Annotated in this window: 20 protein-coding genes; 11 read left to right on the top strand and 9 right to left on the bottom strand. The window is 65.0% G+C overall.

The genetic code is table 11. The annotated features are described in order from the left end of the window. The first annotated feature begins 124 nt into the window (after positions 1 to 124). From FFS60_RS19555 to FFS60_RS19525, 7 genes are all read left to right on the top strand, one after another. Positions 125 to 1,399 (top strand): Rieske 2Fe-2S domain-containing protein, encoded by a 1,275-nt coding sequence (locus FFS60_RS19555; RefSeq protein WP_137822903.1) that lies wholly within the window; start codon positions 125 to 127, stop codon positions 1,397 to 1,399. An 83-nt stretch (positions 1,400 to 1,482) separates the two neighbouring features. Further along, positions 1,483 to 1,959: an aromatic-ring-hydroxylating dioxygenase subunit beta gene (locus tag FFS60_RS19550; protein ID WP_137822902.1), complete on the top strand. Its 477-nt coding sequence runs from the start codon at positions 1,483 to 1,485 to the stop codon at positions 1,957 to 1,959. 153 nt (positions 1,960 to 2,112) lie between these two features. Then, a complete protein-coding gene (locus FFS60_RS19545; protein ID WP_137822901.1) occupies positions 2,113 to 2,853 on the top strand; it encodes an SDR family NAD(P)-dependent oxidoreductase in 741 nt (246 codons plus the stop codon). Between the two features lie 89 nt (positions 2,854 to 2,942). Next, positions 2,943 to 3,902 carry a PDR/VanB family oxidoreductase gene (locus tag FFS60_RS19540; protein WP_137822900.1) on the top strand — a complete coding sequence of 320 codons (960 nt, stop codon included), beginning with the start codon at positions 2,943 to 2,945 and terminating at the stop codon, positions 3,900 to 3,902. 18 nt (positions 3,903 to 3,920) lie between these two features. Further along, positions 3,921 to 4,421, top strand: coding sequence for a flavin reductase (locus FFS60_RS19535; protein WP_137822899.1), 501 nt, complete (start codon positions 3,921 to 3,923; stop codon positions 4,419 to 4,421). A gap of 317 nt (positions 4,422 to 4,738) precedes the next feature. Continuing rightward, positions 4,739 to 6,019: an OprD family porin gene (locus FFS60_RS19530; protein ID WP_137822898.1), complete on the top strand. Its 1,281-nt coding sequence runs from the start codon at positions 4,739 to 4,741 to the stop codon at positions 6,017 to 6,019. Between the two features lie 59 nt (positions 6,020 to 6,078). Next, complete coding sequence (locus FFS60_RS19525; RefSeq protein WP_137822897.1) at positions 6,079 to 6,702, top strand: NIPSNAP family protein; 624 nt, start codon at positions 6,079 to 6,081, stop codon at positions 6,700 to 6,702. A 202-nt stretch (positions 6,703 to 6,904) separates the two neighbouring features. Here FFS60_RS19525 and FFS60_RS19520 read toward each other — a convergent pair whose 3' ends face one another. Continuing rightward, a complete protein-coding gene (locus tag FFS60_RS19520) occupies positions 6,905 to 7,792 on the bottom strand; it encodes a LysR family transcriptional regulator (protein ID WP_028628790.1) in 888 nt (295 codons plus the stop codon). 135 nt (positions 7,793 to 7,927) lie between these two features. Here FFS60_RS19520 and FFS60_RS19515 point away from each other — a divergent pair, with 135 nt between their 5' ends. The 4 genes from FFS60_RS19515 to FFS60_RS19500 all read left to right on the top strand — a co-directional run bounded on the left by FFS60_RS19515 (position 7,928) and on the right by FFS60_RS19500 (position 11,467). Beyond that, positions 7,928 to 9,049: a muconate cycloisomerase family protein gene (locus tag FFS60_RS19515; RefSeq protein ID WP_028628791.1), complete on the top strand. Its 1,122-nt coding sequence runs from the start codon at positions 7,928 to 7,930 to the stop codon at positions 9,047 to 9,049. A gap of 16 nt (positions 9,050 to 9,065) precedes the next feature. Beyond that, the gene (catC, locus tag FFS60_RS19510; RefSeq protein WP_137822896.1) at positions 9,066 to 9,356 is read left to right on the top strand and encodes a muconolactone Delta-isomerase; all 291 of its coding nucleotides are present in this window, start codon (positions 9,066 to 9,068) and stop codon (positions 9,354 to 9,356) included. Between the two features lie 38 nt (positions 9,357 to 9,394). Continuing rightward, positions 9,395 to 10,321 (top strand): catechol 1,2-dioxygenase, encoded by a 927-nt coding sequence (gene catA, locus FFS60_RS19505; RefSeq protein ID WP_028628793.1) that lies wholly within the window; start codon positions 9,395 to 9,397, stop codon positions 10,319 to 10,321. 276 nt (positions 10,322 to 10,597) lie between these two features. Next, positions 10,598 to 11,467, top strand: a complete 870-nt coding sequence (locus FFS60_RS19500; RefSeq protein WP_137822895.1) for an alpha/beta hydrolase — start codon at positions 10,598 to 10,600, stop codon at positions 11,465 to 11,467. A gap of 47 nt (positions 11,468 to 11,514) precedes the next feature. Here FFS60_RS19500 and FFS60_RS29455 read toward each other — a convergent pair whose 3' ends face one another. From FFS60_RS29455 to antC, 8 genes are all read right to left on the bottom strand, one after another. Beyond that, entirely contained in the window at positions 11,515 to 12,069 is a 555-nt protein-coding gene (locus tag FFS60_RS29455; RefSeq protein WP_256658115.1) for a methyl-accepting chemotaxis protein, read from the bottom strand. Positions 12,070 to 12,441: 372 nt separating this feature from the next. Next, positions 12,442 to 13,695 (bottom strand): OprD family porin, encoded by a 1,254-nt coding sequence (locus FFS60_RS19490; RefSeq protein WP_137822893.1) that lies wholly within the window; start codon positions 13,693 to 13,695, stop codon positions 12,442 to 12,444. A gap of 129 nt (positions 13,696 to 13,824) precedes the next feature. Further along, positions 13,825 to 14,514: an ABC transporter ATP-binding protein gene (locus FFS60_RS19485; protein ID WP_028628796.1), complete on the bottom strand. Its 690-nt coding sequence runs from the start codon at positions 14,512 to 14,514 to the stop codon at positions 13,825 to 13,827. Beyond that, positions 14,507 to 15,256: an ABC transporter ATP-binding protein gene (locus FFS60_RS19480; protein WP_028628797.1), complete on the bottom strand. Its 750-nt coding sequence runs from the start codon at positions 15,254 to 15,256 to the stop codon at positions 14,507 to 14,509. Before FFS60_RS19480 ends, FFS60_RS19485 begins: the two co-directional genes overlap by 8 nt. Beyond that, the gene (locus FFS60_RS19475) at positions 15,253 to 16,272 is read right to left on the bottom strand and encodes a branched-chain amino acid ABC transporter permease (RefSeq protein ID WP_137822892.1); all 1,020 of its coding nucleotides are present in this window, start codon (positions 16,270 to 16,272) and stop codon (positions 15,253 to 15,255) included. Before FFS60_RS19475 ends, FFS60_RS19480 begins: the two co-directional genes overlap by 4 nt. A 10-nt stretch (positions 16,273 to 16,282) precedes the next feature. Further along, the gene (locus tag FFS60_RS19470; protein ID WP_137822891.1) at positions 16,283 to 17,194 is read right to left on the bottom strand and encodes a branched-chain amino acid ABC transporter permease; all 912 of its coding nucleotides are present in this window, start codon (positions 17,192 to 17,194) and stop codon (positions 16,283 to 16,285) included. A 61-nt stretch (positions 17,195 to 17,255) separates the two neighbouring features. Further along, positions 17,256 to 18,419 carry an ABC transporter substrate-binding protein gene (locus FFS60_RS19465; RefSeq protein ID WP_137822890.1) on the bottom strand — a complete coding sequence of 388 codons (1,164 nt, stop codon included), beginning with the start codon at positions 18,417 to 18,419 and terminating at the stop codon, positions 17,256 to 17,258. 231 nt (positions 18,420 to 18,650) lie between these two features. Next, positions 18,651 to 19,676, bottom strand: coding sequence for an anthranilate 1,2-dioxygenase electron transfer component AntC (gene antC / locus FFS60_RS19460; RefSeq protein WP_137822889.1), 1,026 nt, complete (start codon positions 19,674 to 19,676; stop codon positions 18,651 to 18,653). Positions 19,677 to 19,683: the final 7 nt, after the last annotated feature.

Genomic DNA, 19,683 nt, shown 5'->3' with positions numbered 1-19,683 from the left:
ACTTGTAGGAGCGAGCTTGCTCGCGAAAGGAGAGCGACCGGGGTTCGCGAGCACGCTCGCTCCTACGGAAGCCACCAACAAGAGATTTCTGTGAGTCGGCGTATTGCGCCGACGAGGAGTGACCGTGACCAACCTGATCGAAACCGTGAACCTGGCCAGCTCGCCGGCCGACCTGGTGCTGCACGACCGCGTGCACACCTCCCTCTACACCGACGCCCGCCTGTTCGACGAAGAGCTGGAGAAGGTGTTCTACAGCACCTGGATCTGGGTCGCCCATGCCAGCGAGATTCCCGAGGCCGGCAGCTACAAGAGCACCTACGTCGGCAAGCAGCCGGTGATCGTCGTGCGTGACCGCAAGAAGGACGTGCACGTCCTGCTCAACCGCTGCCGTCACCGTGGCGCCACCGTCTGCGAGCACAAGAAGGGCAAGACCAACAGCTTCGTCTGCCCCTACCACGGCTGGAGCTACGCCCTGGACGGCAGCCTGCGCGGCGTGCCGCACCCGGAGAGCTACGCCGACTGCCTGGACAAGGGCGAGCTGCCGCTGGTGAGCCTGCGTGTCGAGCAATACAACGGCATGATCTTCGCCACCTTCAAGGACGATATCGAGCCGCTGGTGGACTTCCTCGGCCCAGCCAAGAAGTGGATCGACCTGTTCATGAAACAGGGTGCCGGCTACGGCGTGAAGGTTTCCGGTGAGCACCGCTTCCGCTTCCCCGGCAACTGGAAGATCCAGCTGGAAAACACCACCGACGCCTACCATTTCCCGCTGGTGCACAAGTCGTTCCTGTCCTCGGTGGACGAACAGACCCTGGAGCTCTTCGACTTCGTCAAAGGCCCGGGCTATGTCGAAGACCTCGGCAACGGCCACAGCGTGATGGTGATGATCCCCGACCTGGTGGACCTGGAAGCCAATCTCGACCTGCCGATCCCCGAACGCTTCGAGGCCCTGGCCGCAGAACTGCGCGCCGAAGGCATCGAGGAGCAGCAGGTGCGCCGCATCGTCCGCGCCGTCGGTGGCTCCGGCTTCAACCTCAACCTGTTCCCCAACGTCGCCTGCTCCATGGCCTTCTTCCGCGTGCTGCAACCGATCTCGGTGAACGAGACCGAAATCCACCACGCAGTGATCACCATGGACGGCGGCCCGGCCGTGGCCAACCGCTACCGCCTGCGCCTGCACGAACACTTCCAGGGCCCCATGGGCTTCGGCACCCCGGACGATTCCGAGGCCTGGGAGCGCGTGCAGAAGGGTGCCCAGGCGGGCACCGACCTCTGGATCATGCTCAACCGCGGCCTGCCTGGCGAGAAGCCGAGCGAGGACGGGCTGATCAGCGACGTGAGCGCCGAAACCGGCATGCGCGCGGCCTATCAGCAGTGGAAAAAGATGATGTCGGCCTAACCCCATCCGACGCCGCGCGCGCCCTTCCCCTGCGGTGAGAAGGGCGGCGTGGCCACGCAACGCACAGTTTGAAGAGACCAGCCATGAACCTTGAATTGCTCAACCACGTCAGCGCCTTCATCTGGCAGGAAGCGGACATGCTCGACCACGGCGAATTCGACGCCTGGTTGAACCTGTGGTCCGACAAGGGCACCTACATCATCCCGATCGATCCGAACGAGACCGATTTCGAGAACACCCTCAACTACGCCTACGACGACCACCACATGCGCCAACTGCGCGTGCAGCGCCTGATCGGCGGCGAGTCCATCTCCACCAGCCCGCGTGCCCGCACCGTGCGTGCCCTGTCGCGTTTCCGTGTGCTGGGCGAGGAAGGCGGCGTGGTGACCGTGCGCTGCGCACAGAACCTGCGGGAGTTCCGCAAGGACGTGCTCAAGCACTACACCGCCGACATCACCTTCCAGCTCAAGCGCGAAGGCGAGGGCTTCAAGATCCAGCGCAAGCTGATCCAGCTGATCAACTCCACCGATACCCTGGCCGGTATCGGCTACATCCTCTGAGGGCCAGTCCATGAGCTGCTGCGCGTTGGCGATACCGCGTCATCATTGGCTTCGAGATGCTCATTTACGGCACGTAAACTCCGCTCTCTCAGCCCTTGCTTCCTTGTCTCGCTCTAGCTCGCGAGCCCATGAACAGACCCTCGGGAGCGCGCCATGAGCCAAGTAGCCCTGGTTACCGGCGCGGCGCAAGGCCTCGGCCTCGCCATCGCCAGCCGCCTGTTCGCCGCCGGTCACGCGGTGGTGATCACCGACCTGTCGCTGGAGCGTGCCCACGCCGCTGCCGATCGGCTCGACCCCAGCGGCGAACGCAGCCTGGCGCTGAAGCTCGACGTGGCCAGCAAGGCCGACTTCGAGTCGGCACTGGCGGCGACCCTGGAACGCTTCGGTGCGCTGCACGTGGTGGTGAACAACGCCGCCATGACCATGACGACGCCGGTCATGCAGATCAGCCCCGAAGAGTTCGACCGCGTCCTGAGCCTCAATACCCGCAGTGTCTTCGTCGGCTGCCAGGTGTTTGGCGCGCACATGGCCGCAGCCGGCTACGGGCGGATCGTCAACATGGCTTCCCTGGCCGGGCAGAACGGCGGCACCGCCACGGGCGCGCACTACGCCGCGTCCAAGGGCGCCATCGTCACCCTGACCAAGATCTTCGCCAAGGAGCTGGCGGCCAATGGTGTGACCGTCAACGCCATCGCGCCCGGGCCGATCGAATCGCCCGCCGTGCGCGCAGCGGTGCCGGCCGAGCGCATGGAAGGGCTGCTCGCCAATATCCCGGTCAAGCGTCTGGGCGATGCGGATTTCCTCGGCGACCTGGTGGTGCAGCTGGCGCGTCCTGAAGCCTATTTCACCACCGGGGCGACCTGGGATGTGAACGGTGGGTTGTTCATGCGCTAAGTGCGCGAAGCGACAAAGCAAGGCCGTGCGTGCAGTGCGGTGGGTAACAACGAGAACAAGCAGCACCTCGAAGGTGCGGGAAGGCCGGTATGAGTGAGCAAGTGTTGAATCTGGTGGTCCGCAAGCGGGTGGAGCAGGGCGAGGGCGTGGTGATCCTCGACCTCGCTGACCCGTCGGGCAAACCCCTGCCGGCGTTCGAAGCCGGCGCCCATGTGGATATCCACCTCAAGCCCGGCCTGGTGCGCCAGTACTCCCTCTGCGGTGATCCGGCGAATGCCTCCGTCTACCGCCTCGGCGTGCTGCGTGACCCGGCTTCCCGTGGTGGTTCGGTGGCGGTCCATGAACTGCTGCAGGAAGGCAGCGAGGTGGCCATCGGCGCACCGCGCAACCTCTTCCCGCTGGCTGCCGACGCCAGCCGCTCGATCCTGATTGGCGGCGGCATTGGCATCACCCCGATGATCGCCATGGCCCACGAACTGGCCGCGCAGGACAGCGCCTTCGAGCTGCATTACTGCGGTCGTTCGCGCAGCCGTACCGCCTTCCTCGATGAGCTGGAAAACGCCGACTTCGCGGCCTGCGTGCACACCCACTTCGACGACGAAGACGCCGCGCAGAAGCTCGACCTGCCCACCGTGCTGGGTAAGCCGGCCGACGACGTTCACGTCTATGTCTGCGGGCCGGCCGGGTTCATGGACTGGGTGATTGCCGAAGCCGGTAAGGCCGGTTACGCCGACGATCACATCCACCGCGAGTACTTCCAGGTTGAAGTGGACGCCAGCGGCGACAGCTTCGAAGTGGTCGCCGAGCGCAGTGGCAAGACCGTGCAGGTGGCCGAGGGCCAGAGCATCGTCGACGCGCTGGCCGGCGTCGGCATCAAGATCGAGATTTCCTGCGAGCAGGGCGTTTGCGGTACTTGCCTGTGCGACGTGCTGGAAGGGGAGCCGGACCACCGCGACGTCTACCTGACCGATGAAGAGAAGGCCGCCAACGACCAGATCCTGGTCTGCTGCTCGCGGGCCAAGTCACAAAAACTGGTGCTGGACATCTGACAGCAGAGGGGCAAGACCATGGTCGATACCACTGGATTCCGTAATGCCATGGCGCTGCTGGGCGGCGCCGTTTCAGTCATCACCACCGACGGTGCCGCAGGCCGCTTCGGCTTCACCGCTTCGGCAGTGTGCAGCGTTACCGACCAGCCGCCGACGCTGCTGGTGTGCATGAACCGCTCCTCGTTCGCCAATGGCCATTTCAAGCAGAACGGCGTGCTCAGCGTGAACGTGCTGACCGCCGAGTTGAAGGACATCTCCGCCGTGTTCGCCAACCGCGAACTGAGCCCCGACGAGCGCTTTGCCCGCGCCAGTTGGAGCACCCTGGAGAGCGGTTCGCCGCTGCTGGACGACGCCCTGGTGAGCTTCGACTGCCGCATCGCCCAAGCCCATGAGGTGGGTTCCCACACCATTTTCTACTGCGAAGTGCTGGGCATTCGCCACGGCAAGAGCCAGGAAGGCCTGGTGTATTTCAACCGCGCCTACCACCGCCTGGGAGATGCCTCGCGCTCGGCGTGCTGAGCCGTCGGTGGCGGTGGGCTGAAGCCCACCCTACAGCACGGATACCACGCGTAGGGTGGGCTTCAGCCCACCAATGAAAGAATTCCGGAGTTTCTCCGGATTACCTGGCGAGTTTCCTTCGCCAAGTTTTGAGTTGTACGCATAACTAGAAATCGAGGGCGCCCGTACATATTCGGGTAACGGGCCTTGCTACGCCTTTTTGCAGTAAGTGGTCATAAAAACAACACTGCGGATTAACTGCCTGAGTTGCTCTTTAGCTAATTAATCTGCTCCCACTCAATGTGCTTTGCGTGCACATGTAATAAAGGATCACGTCCATGTTTCAGAAAAGCTGGCTGGCCAGCGGCGTAGCTGCCGCAGGCCTGATGGGAATGCTCGTGCCGATGTCCGCCCAGGCGGACTTCGTGAAGGATCGGCAGATCAGTCTCGGACTGCGTAACTTCTATATCGACCGTGACTTCAAACAGGACAATGCCCCGCAGTCACGAATCGGTAGTTGGACCCAGGGTTTTGATTTTCGCGCTATCTCCGGATATACCGAAGGCCCGTTGCAATTCGGGCTGGATCTTTCCGGGCAATATGCCTATCGCCTGGACGGCGGCGGTGGACGCGGCCCGGATAGCATCATTCCCTACGACGACAGCAAGGGTGAGCAGGCGCGTGATTACGGCCGGGCCGCGCTGACTGGCAAGATGCGCTATTCCAAGACCGAGCTGAAGGTCGGCGAGCACCGACCGATGCTGCCGGTTGCCTTCTACGACGACAGCCGTCAGTTGATCACCACTTACCACGGCTTCCTGCTCGAATCCCGTGAACTGGACAAGCTGACCTTCACCGCCGGCCGCTTCACCGAGATCAGCAGCCGCGAGTCGTCCAACCGCGAAAAGATGTACCTGTTCACCGGCCCCAATGGCCCGCGTCGCACCAGTGATGGGCTGAACTTCGGCGGTGCCACCTACGCCTTCAATCCGAGCCTTTCCGCCACCTACTTCTATGGCCAGCTCGAAGACATCTACCAGCAGCACTACGCCGGCCTGACCCACAACGCCGACCTCGGCAACGGCTACGGCCTGAAGACCGACCTGCGCTACTTCGACAACAGCGAAGACGGCAAGGCGCTCTACGGCGACATCGATAACCAGTCCTACGGTGCCATGACCACTTTGCGCAAGGGCGCTCACGCCATCGGCGTCGGCTACCAGCGCATGCTCGGCGAGAGCACCTTCCCGACCCTGAACGGCTACGCGCCGCAGCCCTACCTGGTGAACTGGTCCACGGTCGGTTTCGTCAAGCCCAATGAAAGCTCCTGGCAGTTGCGCTACGACCTCGACTTCGCCGCCTACGGCGTGCCCGGCCTCAAACTGATGACCCGCTACCTGCGCGGCACCGGCATCGACCGTGGCAACAACGCCCTGGACCAGAACGTCGAGAGCGAACGCAACTTCTTCCTCAGCTACGTGGTGCAGAGCGGCCCGCTCAAGGGCGTCGGCGTCGAGTGGCGCAACATCGACGTGAAAACCCGCTATGGCAATGGCGGCGCCTCGGGCCCGGACTACCAGGAGAACCGCCTGATCACCACCTACACCTTCAAGTTCTGAGCCGCACGGGGCCGGCCGAGATGGTCGGCCCCGCTTTCGGCCAAGGCGAAGAGACTCCCATGCGACTCTACGAACTCATCACGTTCACCCTGCGGGTGCGCACCCCGGCTACGGCCCTGGCACGCCTGGAATCCACCCTGGCCGAAGCGCTGCCGGGCTGCACCCTGGTCGGCTGCTGGTCGTCCGAGATCGGCCCCCTTAACCAGGTCGCCGTGTTGCGCGGCTTCAGCGACGAACAGGCCCGCCAGGCCGAGCGCGAGCGCTACCTGCTGGCGCGGGATGCATTCGATATCGAGGAATTCATGCTCGACATGAAGGTGGAGAACTACAGCCTGTTCCCCTTCCTCGAACCCCTCGCGCCGGGCGCCCACGGCCCCTTCTACGAACTGCGGGAATACAACCTGATTCCCTCCGGCCTGGCTCCCACCCTGGAAGGCTGGAAAAAGGCTGTCGGGCCGCGCACCGGAGCAAGTTATTCACAGGTCTACGCGGCCTTCTACGCCACCGACGGACGCACGCCGCGCTACCTGCACATCTGGCCCTACGCGACCCTGGAGCAGCGGCTGGATGTCCGCACGCGAGCCGTCGAGGACGGTGTCTGGCCGCCGGAGAACTCCGGGCCACAGCTGCGCGAGATGCACTCCACCGCCTACCTGCCGGCGAAGTTCTCGCCGTTGCAGTAGGGCGGGATGTGAAACCTTTTTAGCTTTACCTCGGCCCGTTCCACTCCTTTGCGGGCCTTTTTTTCTTGTTGTGGGGGCGTGGCACCAGCAGGTTCTGCCGCCGGCTCAGAACCGTAGGATGGGTTGAGGCACGAAACCCATCGCTTCGGAATGATGGGTTTCGCTCCGCTCTACGCCATCCTACGAATCGCCCCCTGCATGCTCACGCGCCGATATGCCCTTCAGACAGTTCCTCGATCAGCGCGAGGCAATGGGTCAGCGCCGGCGAGGCATCGCCTACACGGCGGCTGATGATGATGGGGGAGGTGGCCTGGGCTTCCTGCAGGGTGGCGTAGCCGATATCGGCGCGGTGCAGCACCTGCACCGAGGCCGGTACCAGGGTGATGCCGATGCCGGCAGCCACCAGGCCGATGGCGGTCTGCAGTTCGTTGGTCCACTGCGCCACCTCGATCTGCAGGCCGTAGGCGGCGAACAGCGCGAGCACGTGGTCGGCATAGCTCGGTCTGGGGTTGCCCGGATAGAGCACGAAAGGCTCCTGGGCCAGGTCGGTCAGGCTCACGGGGCCGGGCAACAACGGATGCCCGGCGGGCAGGGCGGCCACCAGCGGGTCCAGGGTCAGCACCTGCTGCTGGATGGCGGGGTCGTTGATGTGGATGCGGCCGAAGCCCACGTCGATGCGCCCGGCCTTGAGCGAGTCCACCTGCTGCAGGGTGGTCATCTCCGACAGGCCCAGCTCCAGCCCGGCGTCGCTGCGCAGGCGGCGGATCAGGTCCGGCAGCACACCGTAGAGCGTGGAGGGCGCGAAGCCGATGCCGAGCCAGGCTTTTTCGCCCGACCCAATGCGGCGGGTATTGTCACAGACCTTTGTCAGCTGCTCGAGAAGGGTGCTGGAATGTTCATGGAAAAAGCGCCCCGCTTCGGTCAGGCGCAGAGGTCTGCCACGCTCCAGCAGGGCCACGCCCAGCTCCTCTTCGAGCTGCTGGATCTGCCGGCTCAGTGGAGGTTGCGCAATGTGCAGGCGTTCTGCGGCGCGGGTGAAGTTGAGGGTTTCGGCGAGCGCCTGGAAGTAGCGCAGGTGGCGAAGCTCCATGGTGACTCCGGGGCGGTTGCGTTTCAGGTTGTTCGATACCCTGGAGGTATCGAGCTAGACAAACTCTATATTGGACCTCGCGATTTGTCGCGGCCACTATCGGGACCAGATGAAACGAACCTGATGGGTATTGAAGTGAGCCAAGTTCTGATCGAAAGCGTCGAGGCGATCATCGTCGACCTGCCGACCATCCGCCCGCACAAGCTGGCCATGCACACCATGCAGAACCAGACGCTGGTGGTGATCCGCCTGCGTTGCTCCGATGGTGTCGAAGGCCTTGGCGAGTCCACCACCATCGGTGGCCTGGCGTACGGCAACGAGAGCCCCGAAAGCATCAAGCAGAACATCGACAGCCACCTCGCGCCGCTGCTGATCGGCCAGGACGCCTGCAACATCAACGCCGCCATGCTGCGCCTGGACAAGGCCGCCAAGGGCAACACCTTCGCCAAGTCCGGCCTGGAAAGCGCACTGCTGGACGCCCAGGGCAAGCGCCTCGGCCTGCCGGTGAGCGAACTGCTCGGCGGCCGTGTACGGGATGGCCTGGAAGTGGCCTGGACCCTGGCCAGCGGCGACACCGCCAAAGACATCGCCGAAGCCGAGCACATGCTGGAAATCCGCCGTCACCGCATCTTCAAGCTGAAGATCGGCGCCGGCGAAGTGAACCGCGACCTCAAGCACGTGATCGCCATCAAACAGGCCCTGGGCGACAACGCCAGCGTGCGCGTCGACGTGAACCAGGCCTGGGACGAATCCGTCGCCCTGCGTGCCTGCCGCATCCTTGGCGACAACGGCATCGACCTGATCGAGCAGCCCATCTCGCGCATCAACCGGTCCGGCCAGGTGCGCCTGAACCAGCGCAGCCCGGCGCCGATCATGGCCGACGAATCGATCGAAAGCGTCGAAGACGCCTTCAGCCTGGCCGCCGACGGCGCCGCCAGCATCTTCGCCCTGAAGATCGCCAAGAACGGTGGCCCGCGCGCCGTGCTGCGCACCGCGCAGATCGCCGAAGCGGCCGGTATCGCCCTGTACGGCGGCACCATGCTGGAAGGCTCCATCGGCACCCTGGCGTCGGCCCACGCGTTCGTTACCCTCAAGCAACTGACCTGGCACACCGAGCTGTTCGGCCCGCTGCTGCTGACCGAGGAAATCGTCAGCGAAGCACCGGTCTACCGTGACTTCCAGCTGCACGTGCCGCGTACCCCCGGCCTTGGCCTCGCCCTGGACGAAGAGCGCCTGGCGTTCTTCCGCCGCAAGTAAACAGGAGTCCGATCCCATGCTGTTCCACGTAAAAATGACTGTGAAGCTACCGGTCGACATGGACCCGGCCAAGGCCGCCAAGCTCAAGGCCGACGAGAAAGAACTGGCCCAGCGCCTGCAGCGCGAGGGCAAGTGGCGTCACCTGTGGCGTATCGCCGGTCACTACGCCAACTACAGCGTCTTCGACCTCGCCAGCGTCGAGGAGCTTCACTACACCCTGATGCAGCTGCCGTTGTTCCCCTACATGGAGATCGAGGTGGACGGCCTCTGCCGCCACCCATCATCGATTCACGAAGACGATCGCTGATCGTTTCGCGCCGATAACAACAAGATGAGGAAATAGCCATGACTATCAAACTGTCCAGCACCGAAAGCGTCCAGAAGTTCTTCCAGGAAGCCAGCGGCTTCAACAACGATCAGGGCAACCAGCGCATGAAGAAGCTGGTCAACCGCATCCTGGTCGACACCGTCAAGATCATCGAAGACCTGGAAGTCACCACCGAGGAATTCTGGAAGGCGGTGGACTACTTCAACCGCATGGGCGCTCGCGGTGAAGCCGGCCTGCTGGTGGCTGGCCTGGGCCTTGAGCACTACCTCGACCTGCTGCTGGATGCCCAGGACGAGCAGGCCGGTCTGTCCGGCGGCACCCCGCGCACCATCGAAGGCCCGCTGTACGTAGCCGGTGCGCCGCTGTCCGAAGGCGAAACCCGCATGGACGACGGCACCGACCCGGGCACCGTAATGTTCCTCGAAGGCCGCGTACTCGATACCGAAGGCCAGCCCATCGCCGGCGCGGTAGTCGACCTGTGGCACGCCAACACCAAGGGCACCTACTCCTACTTCGACACCACCCAGTCGGACTACAACCTGCGCCGCCGCATCGTCACCGACAGTGAGGGCCGCTACCGCGCCCGCAGCATCGTGCCGTCCGGCTACGGCTGCCCGCCCGATGGCACCACCCAGGAAGTGCTGAACCTGCTGGGCCGCCACGGCAATCGTCCGGCGCACATCCACTTCTTCATCTCTGCGCCGGGTTATCGCCACCTGACCACCCAGATCAACCTGTCCGGCGACGAGTACCTGTGGGACGACTTCGCCTACGCCACCCGCGACGGCCTGGTAGGTGAAGTGCGCTTCACCGAAGACGCCGCTGCCGCCGCTGCCCGTGGCGCCAAGGATCGCTTCGCCGAGATCGAGTTCAACTTCGAGCTGCAACCCGCTTTGACTCCGGAACAGGAAGCGATCCGCGACCGCGTACGCGCCGAAGCCTGAGTCACCGAATTGGTGGGGGAGGCTGGTTCCTCCGCCATTTGAGCCGGCCGTTTGGCCGGCTTTTTTATAGTTCTTCGCGGATTTCCGGGGTGACTTGCGTCGGGCACTCACTACCAATCCTGCACGGAAAACCCCCTCTGGGGTGAGGGTCATGGACCCGCGCTCGGTCTTGCCACGAATGACTACTCCAACTCCCCGGATAACCATCCCCGACTTTCCGGATTTCGCCCCTCCTCGGGATGCCGCCTAATCGCTGGACAACCATCGGAGGTGCCCATGACCCGCCCCAGCGATCCGGCCGAACTGGCCGCCTACTACGACGTGCAATACAACGCTCGTGCCAGCGTCGAGGACTTCGACCAGTACCCGCGCCAGTACCGCGCGCTGAGTGACGAGGCCCATGCCGGCCTGCGCTGTTTCAAGGATGTTGCCTACGGACCGGGTGCGGGCGAGCGGCTGGATATCTTCCCCGCCGAACAGCCGGATGCCCCGGTGCTGCTGTTCATCCACGGCGGTTACTGGCGAGCCTTGTCCAAGGCGGACTCCGCCTTCATGGCGCCGGCCCTGACCGCCGCCGGCGCGTGCGTGGTGGTGCTGGATTACGACCTGGCGCCTGCCGTGACCCTCGATCACATAGTCGACCAGACCCGCCGAGCGCTGGTCTGGCTGCATCGGCATATCGCCGAGTTCGGCGGTGACCCACAGCGCCTGTATGCGAGCGGCAGTTCGGCGGGCGGACACCTGACCGGGATGCTCCTGACCGGTGGCTGGCACGGGCGCTACGGCGTGCCGGACAGGGTGCTGCGCGGCGCGCTGCCGATCAGCGGGTTGTTCGACCTGCGTCCGCTGCTGGAGACACATATCAACGGCTGGATGGGAATGGACGAGGTGGCGGCACGGCGCAACAGCCCGGTCTTCCACCTGCCCACGCGAGGCGCCGAGCTGGTGATCAGCTACGGGGCGCTGGAGACGGCGGAGTTCGCTCGCCAGTCCCACGACTTCCTCGACACCTGGACCGCGCGGGGGCTGCCAGGTCGCTTCGTGGCCGCACCCGGCAAGAACCACTTCGATGTGGTGCTGGAGCTGGGCCAGCCGGAGACGCCGCTGTATCGGGCGGTGTGCGAACTGATGGGCCTGAATGGGTGAGCCTTTAGGGGCGAATGAATTCGCCCCTACAAGAGAAGCAGTGGTGATCAGCCCAGCAACGCCCGTAACTGCCCGGTGATCCGCTGCTTCTCGTCCAGCCGCTGCATGATGCGCTGGACGATTTCGTAGCGTGTGGTGGCCACGGTCTTCATCTCTGCCAGGGCCTGCAGGGCGATGACGGATTTATCCAGGCCGGAGCGGGTCGAGCCATCCACCTGGGCCAGGCCCGTGCGTGCGTTCTCCGAGGCGTGCTGCAGGCCGCCGACAATCTCCCTGATCTGTTCGCTGGCTTCGTTGGCGCGGCGGGCGAGGTTGCGTACTTCATCCGCCACCACAGCGAATCCGCGACCCTGCTCGCCGGCGCGTGCCGCTTCGATGGCGGCATTGAGGGCCAGCAGGTTGGTCTGCTTGGCGATCTCCTGGATGCTGCCGACGATGGAGCCGATGCGCTGCGACTGGTCACTGAGGTCGTTGAACACCTCGGTGATATGGACCATGTAGTCGCCCAACTGGCTGATCGAGGTTTTCGAGTCTTCGATGCTGCGGGTGCTCAGTTGCAAGCACTCGCCTGCCTGCCGCGCCAGGGTATTGGCTTGCTGCATGTCGGCCTCGCTCTGGGCGATGGCGTCACCGAGGTCGGTCAGCCTGGCCAGCAGTGGTTCAAGGGGCAGGCTGGGCGTCGGCGACGCGGAGATATCCACAGGGGACGGCGGGGCGGGCAACGGCTCCGGGGCTGGCTGGATCACCGGAATCTCGATGACCTGGGCAGGCAGATGGTGGTAGAGCAGCCCGCCGCAGAAGGTGCAGGCGCTGGCCAGGACCAGTGGCCAGGAGCTGGTCTGCAGCCAGGCAGCGAGCATGAAAAGGCCGCCGAGACAGAGCAGCAGGGCGGCCAGGAGTTTTCGGGGCATGGGCAGTTCCTTGTCGGTGTGCAGGGACACCTGTGGGGGCGAACTCATTCGCCCCCACAGGTCTTAGAACAGCGCCAGGGTGTAGTTGAGGATCAGGCGGTTCTCGTCGATGTCGGTGCGGTAGTTGGAACGTGCGGTGACATTGCGGATGCGCACGCCCAGGCCCTTGAGCGAGCCGCTCTGGATCACGTAGCCGATATCCAGGTCGCGCTCCCAGTCCTTGCCTTCGAAGCCGTTGCCGGTATCCACGTTGTCGCCCTTGATGTAGCGCACCGTGGTGGTCAGGCCGGGGATGCCGAGCGCGGCGAAGTCGTAGTCATGGCGCACCTGCCAGGAGCGTTCGTCCGCCGAAGCGAACTCGTAGGTCGGCACTTCGTTGCCCAGCGGCGTGATGTTGGCGAACACCTTGGGGAAGCCCTGGTCGCCGTACATGCCCTGGTAGCCGACGAAGAAGGTGTGGCCGCCGCGCTTGGCCGAGAGCAGGGAGTAGAAGGCCTGGTTGTCGACGTCGCCGATCAGTTGCTTGCCGTCTTCGGCAGAGTCGTAGAAGCCGAGGTTCGCGCCTAGCACCCAGTCGCCCACGGGCTCGGCGTGCTTGAGGCTGACCAGGCGCTGGTCGTAGATGTCTTCCAGCTGCGCATACCAGGCACCGACCGTGGTGCGCTTGCCGTTGAAGGCGTAATCGGCGCCCGCGTAGTTGAAGGCATCGCTGGAGGCCTGGCGCTGCGGTTGGTAGCCGATCTGGGCCTGGATCTTGTCGTCGCCGGCTTCGTTGCGCAGGCTGGTGCCGGTCAGGTGGCCGCCCTGCAGGGTCAGGCCGGCGATCTCATTGGAGGTGATGCTGGCGCCCTGGTAGCTGGGCGGCAGCAGGCGGATGTCGCTGAACATCAGTACCGGCAGGTTGGGTTGCAGCTCGCCGACTTTCAGCTCGGTCTTCGACACGCGCATCTTGCCGGCCACGCCCAGGCGGCTGTAGTCGTCGGCGGCCTCGCCATCCTCCTGCACCGGCAGCAGGCCGGTGTTGACCCGGTCGGGGCTGCTGTCGAGCTTGATGCCGAGGGTGCCGATGGCATCGATGCCGAAGCCCACCGGGCCTGGCGTATAGCCGGACTTGAAGTTGAGGATGAAACCCTGGGCCCATTCCTCGGCCTTGGACTGCTGGTTCGGCCCGACGATGTCGGAGAAGTCGCGGCTGAAGTAGTAGTTGCGCAGTTGCAGGGTGGCGGTGGAATCCGCGATGAAGCCGGATTCTGCAGCCAGGGCGGAAAGCGGGAGGGTGCTCAAAAGGATCGGGAACGCACGGGACTTGTAGATCATCGCAAGGCTCTTCTTCTTCTGGTTTTCTGGGCGCAACCGTCCGCCGCCGGCCTTTGAGGGGGCCGATGGAGGGCGGGTTGCGTCGGGGTGTCCGGCCCGTCGTGACTACGGGCCGGATTCAAGGGCGCGCTAGACGCCCAGGTATCGGTGCGACAACTCCGGTGTCGCGGCGAGCTGATCCGGCGTGCCCTGCCAGACCTGTCGGCCCTTCTCGATGATGTGGTGGCGATCGACCACCCGCGCCATCTCCTTGAGGTTCTTGTCGATGACCAGGATGGTTTCGCCCTCGGCCTTGAGGGTGGCCAGGCAGTTCCAGATGGTCTCGCGGATCACCGGGGCCAGGCCTTCGGTGGCTTCGTCGAGGATCAGCAACTGCGGGCTGGTCATCAGCGCGCGGCCCACCACCAGCATCTGTTGCTCGCCGCCGGAGAGGGTCTTCGACAGTTGCTCCTGGCGCTCTTCCAGACGCGGGAACAGCGCGTAGATGCGCGCCAGGTCCCACTTGCCGCCCTTGGTGGCGGTGGCCAGCAGGTTCTCCTTCACGCTCAGGCTGCCGAAGGCGCGGCGGCCCTCCGGCACCAGGCCGAGACCCGCCTGGGCGATGCGGTAGGGCAAGGCGCCGCGCATCTCCTGGCCGTGTATGCGGATACTGCCGGCACTGGGCTTGAGCAGGCCCATGATGGATTTCACGGTGGTGGTCTTGCCCATGCCGTTGCGGCCGATCAGCGAGACCACCTGACCCTGTTCGATGCTCAGGTGCATGTCGAACAGCACCTGGCTCAGGCCGTAGCCGGCCTGCAATCCACTGACTTCAAGCATGTTCTTCCCCCAGGTAGGCGGCGCGGACCTGCGCGTTGCTGCGGACTTCTTCGACGGTGCCGGTGAGGATGGTCTGGCCGTAGACCAGTACGGTGATGCGGTCGGCCAGGGCGAACACCGCATCCATGTCGTGCTCCACCAGCAGGATGGCGTAGCGCCCCTTGAGCGACTGGAGCAGCTCGGTCATGCGCGCGGATTCTTCCGCACCCATCCCGGCCATGGGTTCGTCCAGCAGCAGCACCGACGCCTCCTGGGCCAGCGCCAGGGCCAGTTCCAGCTGGCGGCGTTCGCCGTGGGACAGCTCGCTCACCAGGTCCTGGGCGCGGCGGCCGAGGCCCACCTGCTCCAGGTAGCCCAGGGCCGGGTCCAGCAGGCTGCGGTCGCGGGACAGCGGGTTCCACATACCGAAACTCTTGCCTTCGCGGGCGGCGATGGCCACCGCGACATTCTCCAGCAGGCTGAAGTCCGGGTAGAGCTGGCTGACCTGGAAGGAGCGGGCCAGGCCCAGGCGTGGTCGCTCATGGGCCGGCACCTCGGTGATGTCCTGGCCGGCGAAGAGGATCTGGCCCTTGTCCGGTCGGATTTCCCCGGCGATCTGCGAAATCAGCGTCGACTTGCCGGCGCCGTTGGGGCCGATGATCGCGTGCAGCTCGCCAGCGGCCAGCTCCAGGTTGGCGCCGTTGGTGGCTTTCACTGCACCGAAGGCCTTTTCCAGGCCACGGATGGACAGTTGCGCGCTCATGGGTGCACCTCGCGGGTGGTGGCGACAGGGGCGGACTTGGCGGTGGCCTTGCGCGGCCGCTGGCCGGCCATCAGCAGGCCGTAGATGCCCTGGCGGCCGAACAGCACCACCAGCAGCAGCAGGGGGCCGAAGATCAGCAGCCAGTGTTCGGTCCACAGGCTCAACAGCTGTTCCAGGCCGAGGTAGACGGCCGCGCCCAGCACCGGGCCGAGGAGGGTGCCGACGCCGCCGAGGATGACCATGGCCATCAGCTCGCCGGACTTCTGCCAGGCGCCCATGTCGGGGCTGACGAACAGCGCGTAGTTGGCCCAGAGCACGCCGGCCAGGCCCGCGCCGAGGCCGGCGATGACGAAGGTGGTGAGGCGATAGCGCAGGGGTTTCAGGCCAAGGCTGATGGTGCGTCGCTCGCTCTGCTTGAGGCCGCGCAGGACGAAGCCGAAGCGCGAGTCCACCAGGCGCCGGCAGAACAACAGCCAGGCCACCAGCAGGGCCACGCAGAGGTAATAGAACGCGTTGGCGTCGTTCAGGTCGAGGCCGGGCAGGCTGTTGCGCTCGTTCATCAGGATGCCGTCGTCACCGCCGTAGAGGGACAGCGAGCCGAGGATGAAGTAGAGCATCTGGCTGAAGGCCAGGGTGATCATGATGAACTGCACGCCGCTGGTGCGCAGCGACAGGTAGCCCATCACCAGGCCGAGCAGGGCACAGCAGAGCAGGGCCAGCGGCCAGACGATGAGCGCGCTGTTGCTGCCTTCCCAGCCCCACAGCGGCATCGCCTGCGAACTGTGGAAGGCGATGATGCCAACCACGTAGCCGCCCAGGCCGAAGAAGGCCGCGTGGCCGAAGCTGACCAGGGCGCCGTAGCCGATCAGCAAATCCAGGCTGGCGGCGGCCATGCCGTAGATGGCCAGGCGCGTGAACAGGCTGACCAGGAAGGGTTCGTCGAACAGCGCTGCCACCAGGGGCATCAGCGCGAAGGTGGCCAGGCAGGCCAGGTCGATAATCAGGCGTCGGGACATGGGATTCTCCTCAGGCGCGGGCCGGCAGCAGGCCGCGCGGACGCACCAGCAGCACCAGGGCCATGACGATGTAGGCGCTGGCGGAAATCAGCCCGGCGCTCAGGGCGCCGCTGACCTCGGCCGGCAGCAGCTGGTCCAGCAGTTGCGGGATGTAGGCGCGGCCCAGGCTGTCGACCATGCCGATCAGCAGGGCGCCCACCAGGGCACCGCGCACCGAGCCAACGCCGCCGACGACGATGACCACGAAGGTGGTGATCAGCACCTTCTCGCCCATGCCGATCTCCACCGAGAGCAGCGGCGCGGCCATGAACCCGGCGAGGCCGCAGAGCATGCAGCCGAAGACGAACACCAGGGTGTAAAGGCGGCTGATGTTCACCCCCAGGGCGCCGACCATCTCGTGGTCGTCGGCGCCGGCCCGGATCAGCATGCCCAGGCGGGTGTGGTTGATCAGCAGCCACATGCCCAATGCCACCAGCAGGCCGGCGCCGATGAACAGCAGGCGGCTGACCGGGTACATCAGGCCGGGAAGCACTTCGACGAAGGCGTTGTACCAGTCCGGCGTCGGCATGGCCGGCGGGCTGCGGCCGAACAGCAGGGTGATCAGCTCGTTGGTGAAGAACACCACGGCGAGGGTGGCCAGCACCTGGTCCAGATGGTCGCGGTTGTAGAGGCGGCGGATGATCCCGGTTTCGATCACCAGGCCATAGAGCGCGGCACCGGCCAGGGCGGCGAGGCCGCCGAGCCAGAACGAGCCGCTGGCGATGGCGGTATAGGCGGCACAGAAGGCGCCGACCATGTAGAAGGCGCCGTGGGCCAGGTTGATGACGCCCATGATGCCGAAGATCAGCGTCAGGCCGGAGGCGAGCAGGAACAGCAGGGCGCTGTACTGCAGGCCGTTGAGAAGTTGTTCGAGCAACAGCATGGCGAAGTCCTGCGGTGGTGGCCCGCCGGTGTGGCCGGCGGGCTGGCGGATCAGGTTGGAATCAGAGCGCGCACTGGGTCGCGTAGCTGTCCACCTGGGCCTTGGCGATGGTCTTCACCGGCACTTCGGCGAGCTTGCCATCGGCGCCGGCCTGGACCTTGAGCAGGTGCCAGTCGATCACCGCATGCTGGTTGCTGCCGAAGCGGAAGTCGCCACGTACCGAGTCGAAGTGGGCATCGCGCAGGGCCGCGCGGAAGGCATCGGCGTCCTTGAGGTTGCCGTTGGTGGCCTTGAGTGCCGAGCCGATCAGGCGCGCGGTGTCGTAGCCCTGGGCGGCATACATGGTCGGCGCGCGGTTGTACTTCTCGGTGAAAGCCTTGATGAAGGCCTGGTTGGCCGGGTTGTCGGACTGCGGGTTCCAGCCGCTGACTACGTTGACGCCCTCGGCCACGTTGCCGGTAGCCGCCAGCATGCGTTCATCCATGGAGAACACCGGCACCACCATCGGAATGCTTTTTGCCAGGCCCGAGCTGCCGTACTGCTTGGCGAAGTTGATGCCGGCACCACCGGGATGGAACTGGAACACGGCGTCCGGGTTCAGCGAGCGGATGCGCGCCAGTTCCACGGAGAAGTCCAGCTGGTTGAGCTTGGTGTAGATCTCGGTGACTTCACCCTTGAAGGTGCGCTTGAACCCGGCCAGCGCATCGCGGCCCGCCTGGTAGTTGGGGGCGAGGATGACCATCTTCCTGTAGCCCAGGTCGTTGGCGGCAACGCCGGCCATCTCGTGGGGCACATCGTTCTGGTAGGAGGCAGCGAAGTAGTTCGGCTTGCACTGCGCGCCGGCAAGGTTGGACGGTGCGGCGTTGGTGCTGATGTAGAAACGGTCGCCCTGGGTGGCGCCGTTGACCACCGCGGCCAGAACATTGGAGAACATCACGCCGGTGTAGAGGGAGATGCCGTCCAGGCTCATGCGGTCGATGATCTGCTTGCCCTTGGCGGGTTGCAGGCCGTCGTCCTCGACCACCAGTTCCACCGGCACGCCGCCGAGCTTGCCGCCTTCCTGGTCCATGGCCAGGCGGAAGGCGTCGCGGGCGTCTTCGCCGAGGTAACCGGCCGGGGTCGAAAGGGTGGTGATGAAGCCGATGCGCACAGGGTCCTGTGCCAGGGCGGGAAGGGAAGAGGCCAGTGCGGCCCCGAGCATCGCAAGGTTCAGAGTCGTTTTCATGGTTACCGCCTTGGTTACGCAGTGCCGTCGTGACCCGGCCTGCTAGTTGTTGTGTGGGCAGTTGGTGAAACAGGTGGAGCGGATTTGTTGTTCTTGCTCTTCGTAGGATGGGTAGAGCGGAGCGAAACCCATGCTGGCCGTGCCAGGGCATCGAGTCCGATGGCGCCTGAGGTCGCTAATTGATGGGTTTCGCAGGCTCTACCCCTCCTACGGAAAGGGCGGAGCCGGGATTCAGGTATTGCTCTCGGTGAACTTCTCGAAATACAGGTGGCCGTTGTCGAGGCTGTTTTCCCTGAGCCAGGTCTTCACCGACTCGACCATCGGCGGTGGGCCGCACAGGTACATGTCGAAGGGGGCTTCGCGCAGGGCGGCTGCATCGAAGTGCTCGGGTACGTAGCCGCGCTTGCCGTTCCAGTCCTGGCCTTCGTCGCTGATCACCGGGGTGAAGCTGAAACCGGGGATGCGCGCGGCGTAGCCCTGGATGCGCTCCAGCTCGCAGAGGTCGGCCACCTGGCGCACGCCGTAGAACAGGTGCACCGGCTGGCCGCAGCCGCCGCGCGCGGCGATTTCGTCGAGCATGCCGAGGAAGGCCGAGAGGCCGGTGCCGCCGGCGACCAGCAGCAGCGGCTTTTCGATGTGGCGCATGTAGAAGGCACCCAGCGGGGCTTCGAAGCGGATCTCGTCTCCCACCGTGCAGCGTTCGCGGATGTAGTTGCTCATCACTCCGTCCGGCAGCAGGCGGATGAGGAACTGCAGCTTGTTCTGGGCATTCGGCTGGTTGGCGAAGGAGTAGGAGCGCTTCGAGTCCGTGCCCGGCACCTGTAGCCGGGCGTACTGGCCGGGCAGGAAGTCCAGTCGCTGGCCGTCGACGCCGGCATCCAGGTGGAGGATGGCGGTGGTCGGCGACACCTGCTCCACAAAGGTGACGATGCCGCGCTCCTGCACCGTCTTCGACGCACCGCAGAGTGCGGAGTCGAAGTCGAAATAGAAGGACGCGTCGGACTGCACGCGGGTCTGGCAGGTGAGCATCTTGCGCTGCGCCAGGTCCTGCTCCGACAGCGCCTCTTCGTCCACGTAGTCCATTGCGTAGCGGCCGGACTCGCAGCGGCCCATGCAGGTGCCGCAGACGCCCTCGCGGCAGTCCAGCGGGATGTTGATGCCGTTGCGCAGGGCAGCGTCGAGGAGGATCTCGTTGCCCTGCACGGGGAAGAACAGGGTTTTGCCATCGGCAAAACTGAAGGCGACCTTGTGGTTCATGGCGCGT

The sequence above is a fragment of the Pseudomonas sp. D(2018) genome (genome assembly GCF_005502555.1).
GTDB classification, from domain to species: Bacteria; Pseudomonadota; Gammaproteobacteria; order Pseudomonadales; family Pseudomonadaceae; genus Metapseudomonas; species Metapseudomonas resinovorans.
Note: the sequence above shows the minus strand (reverse complement) of the source record. Positions and strands in the feature narration are given on the sequence as shown.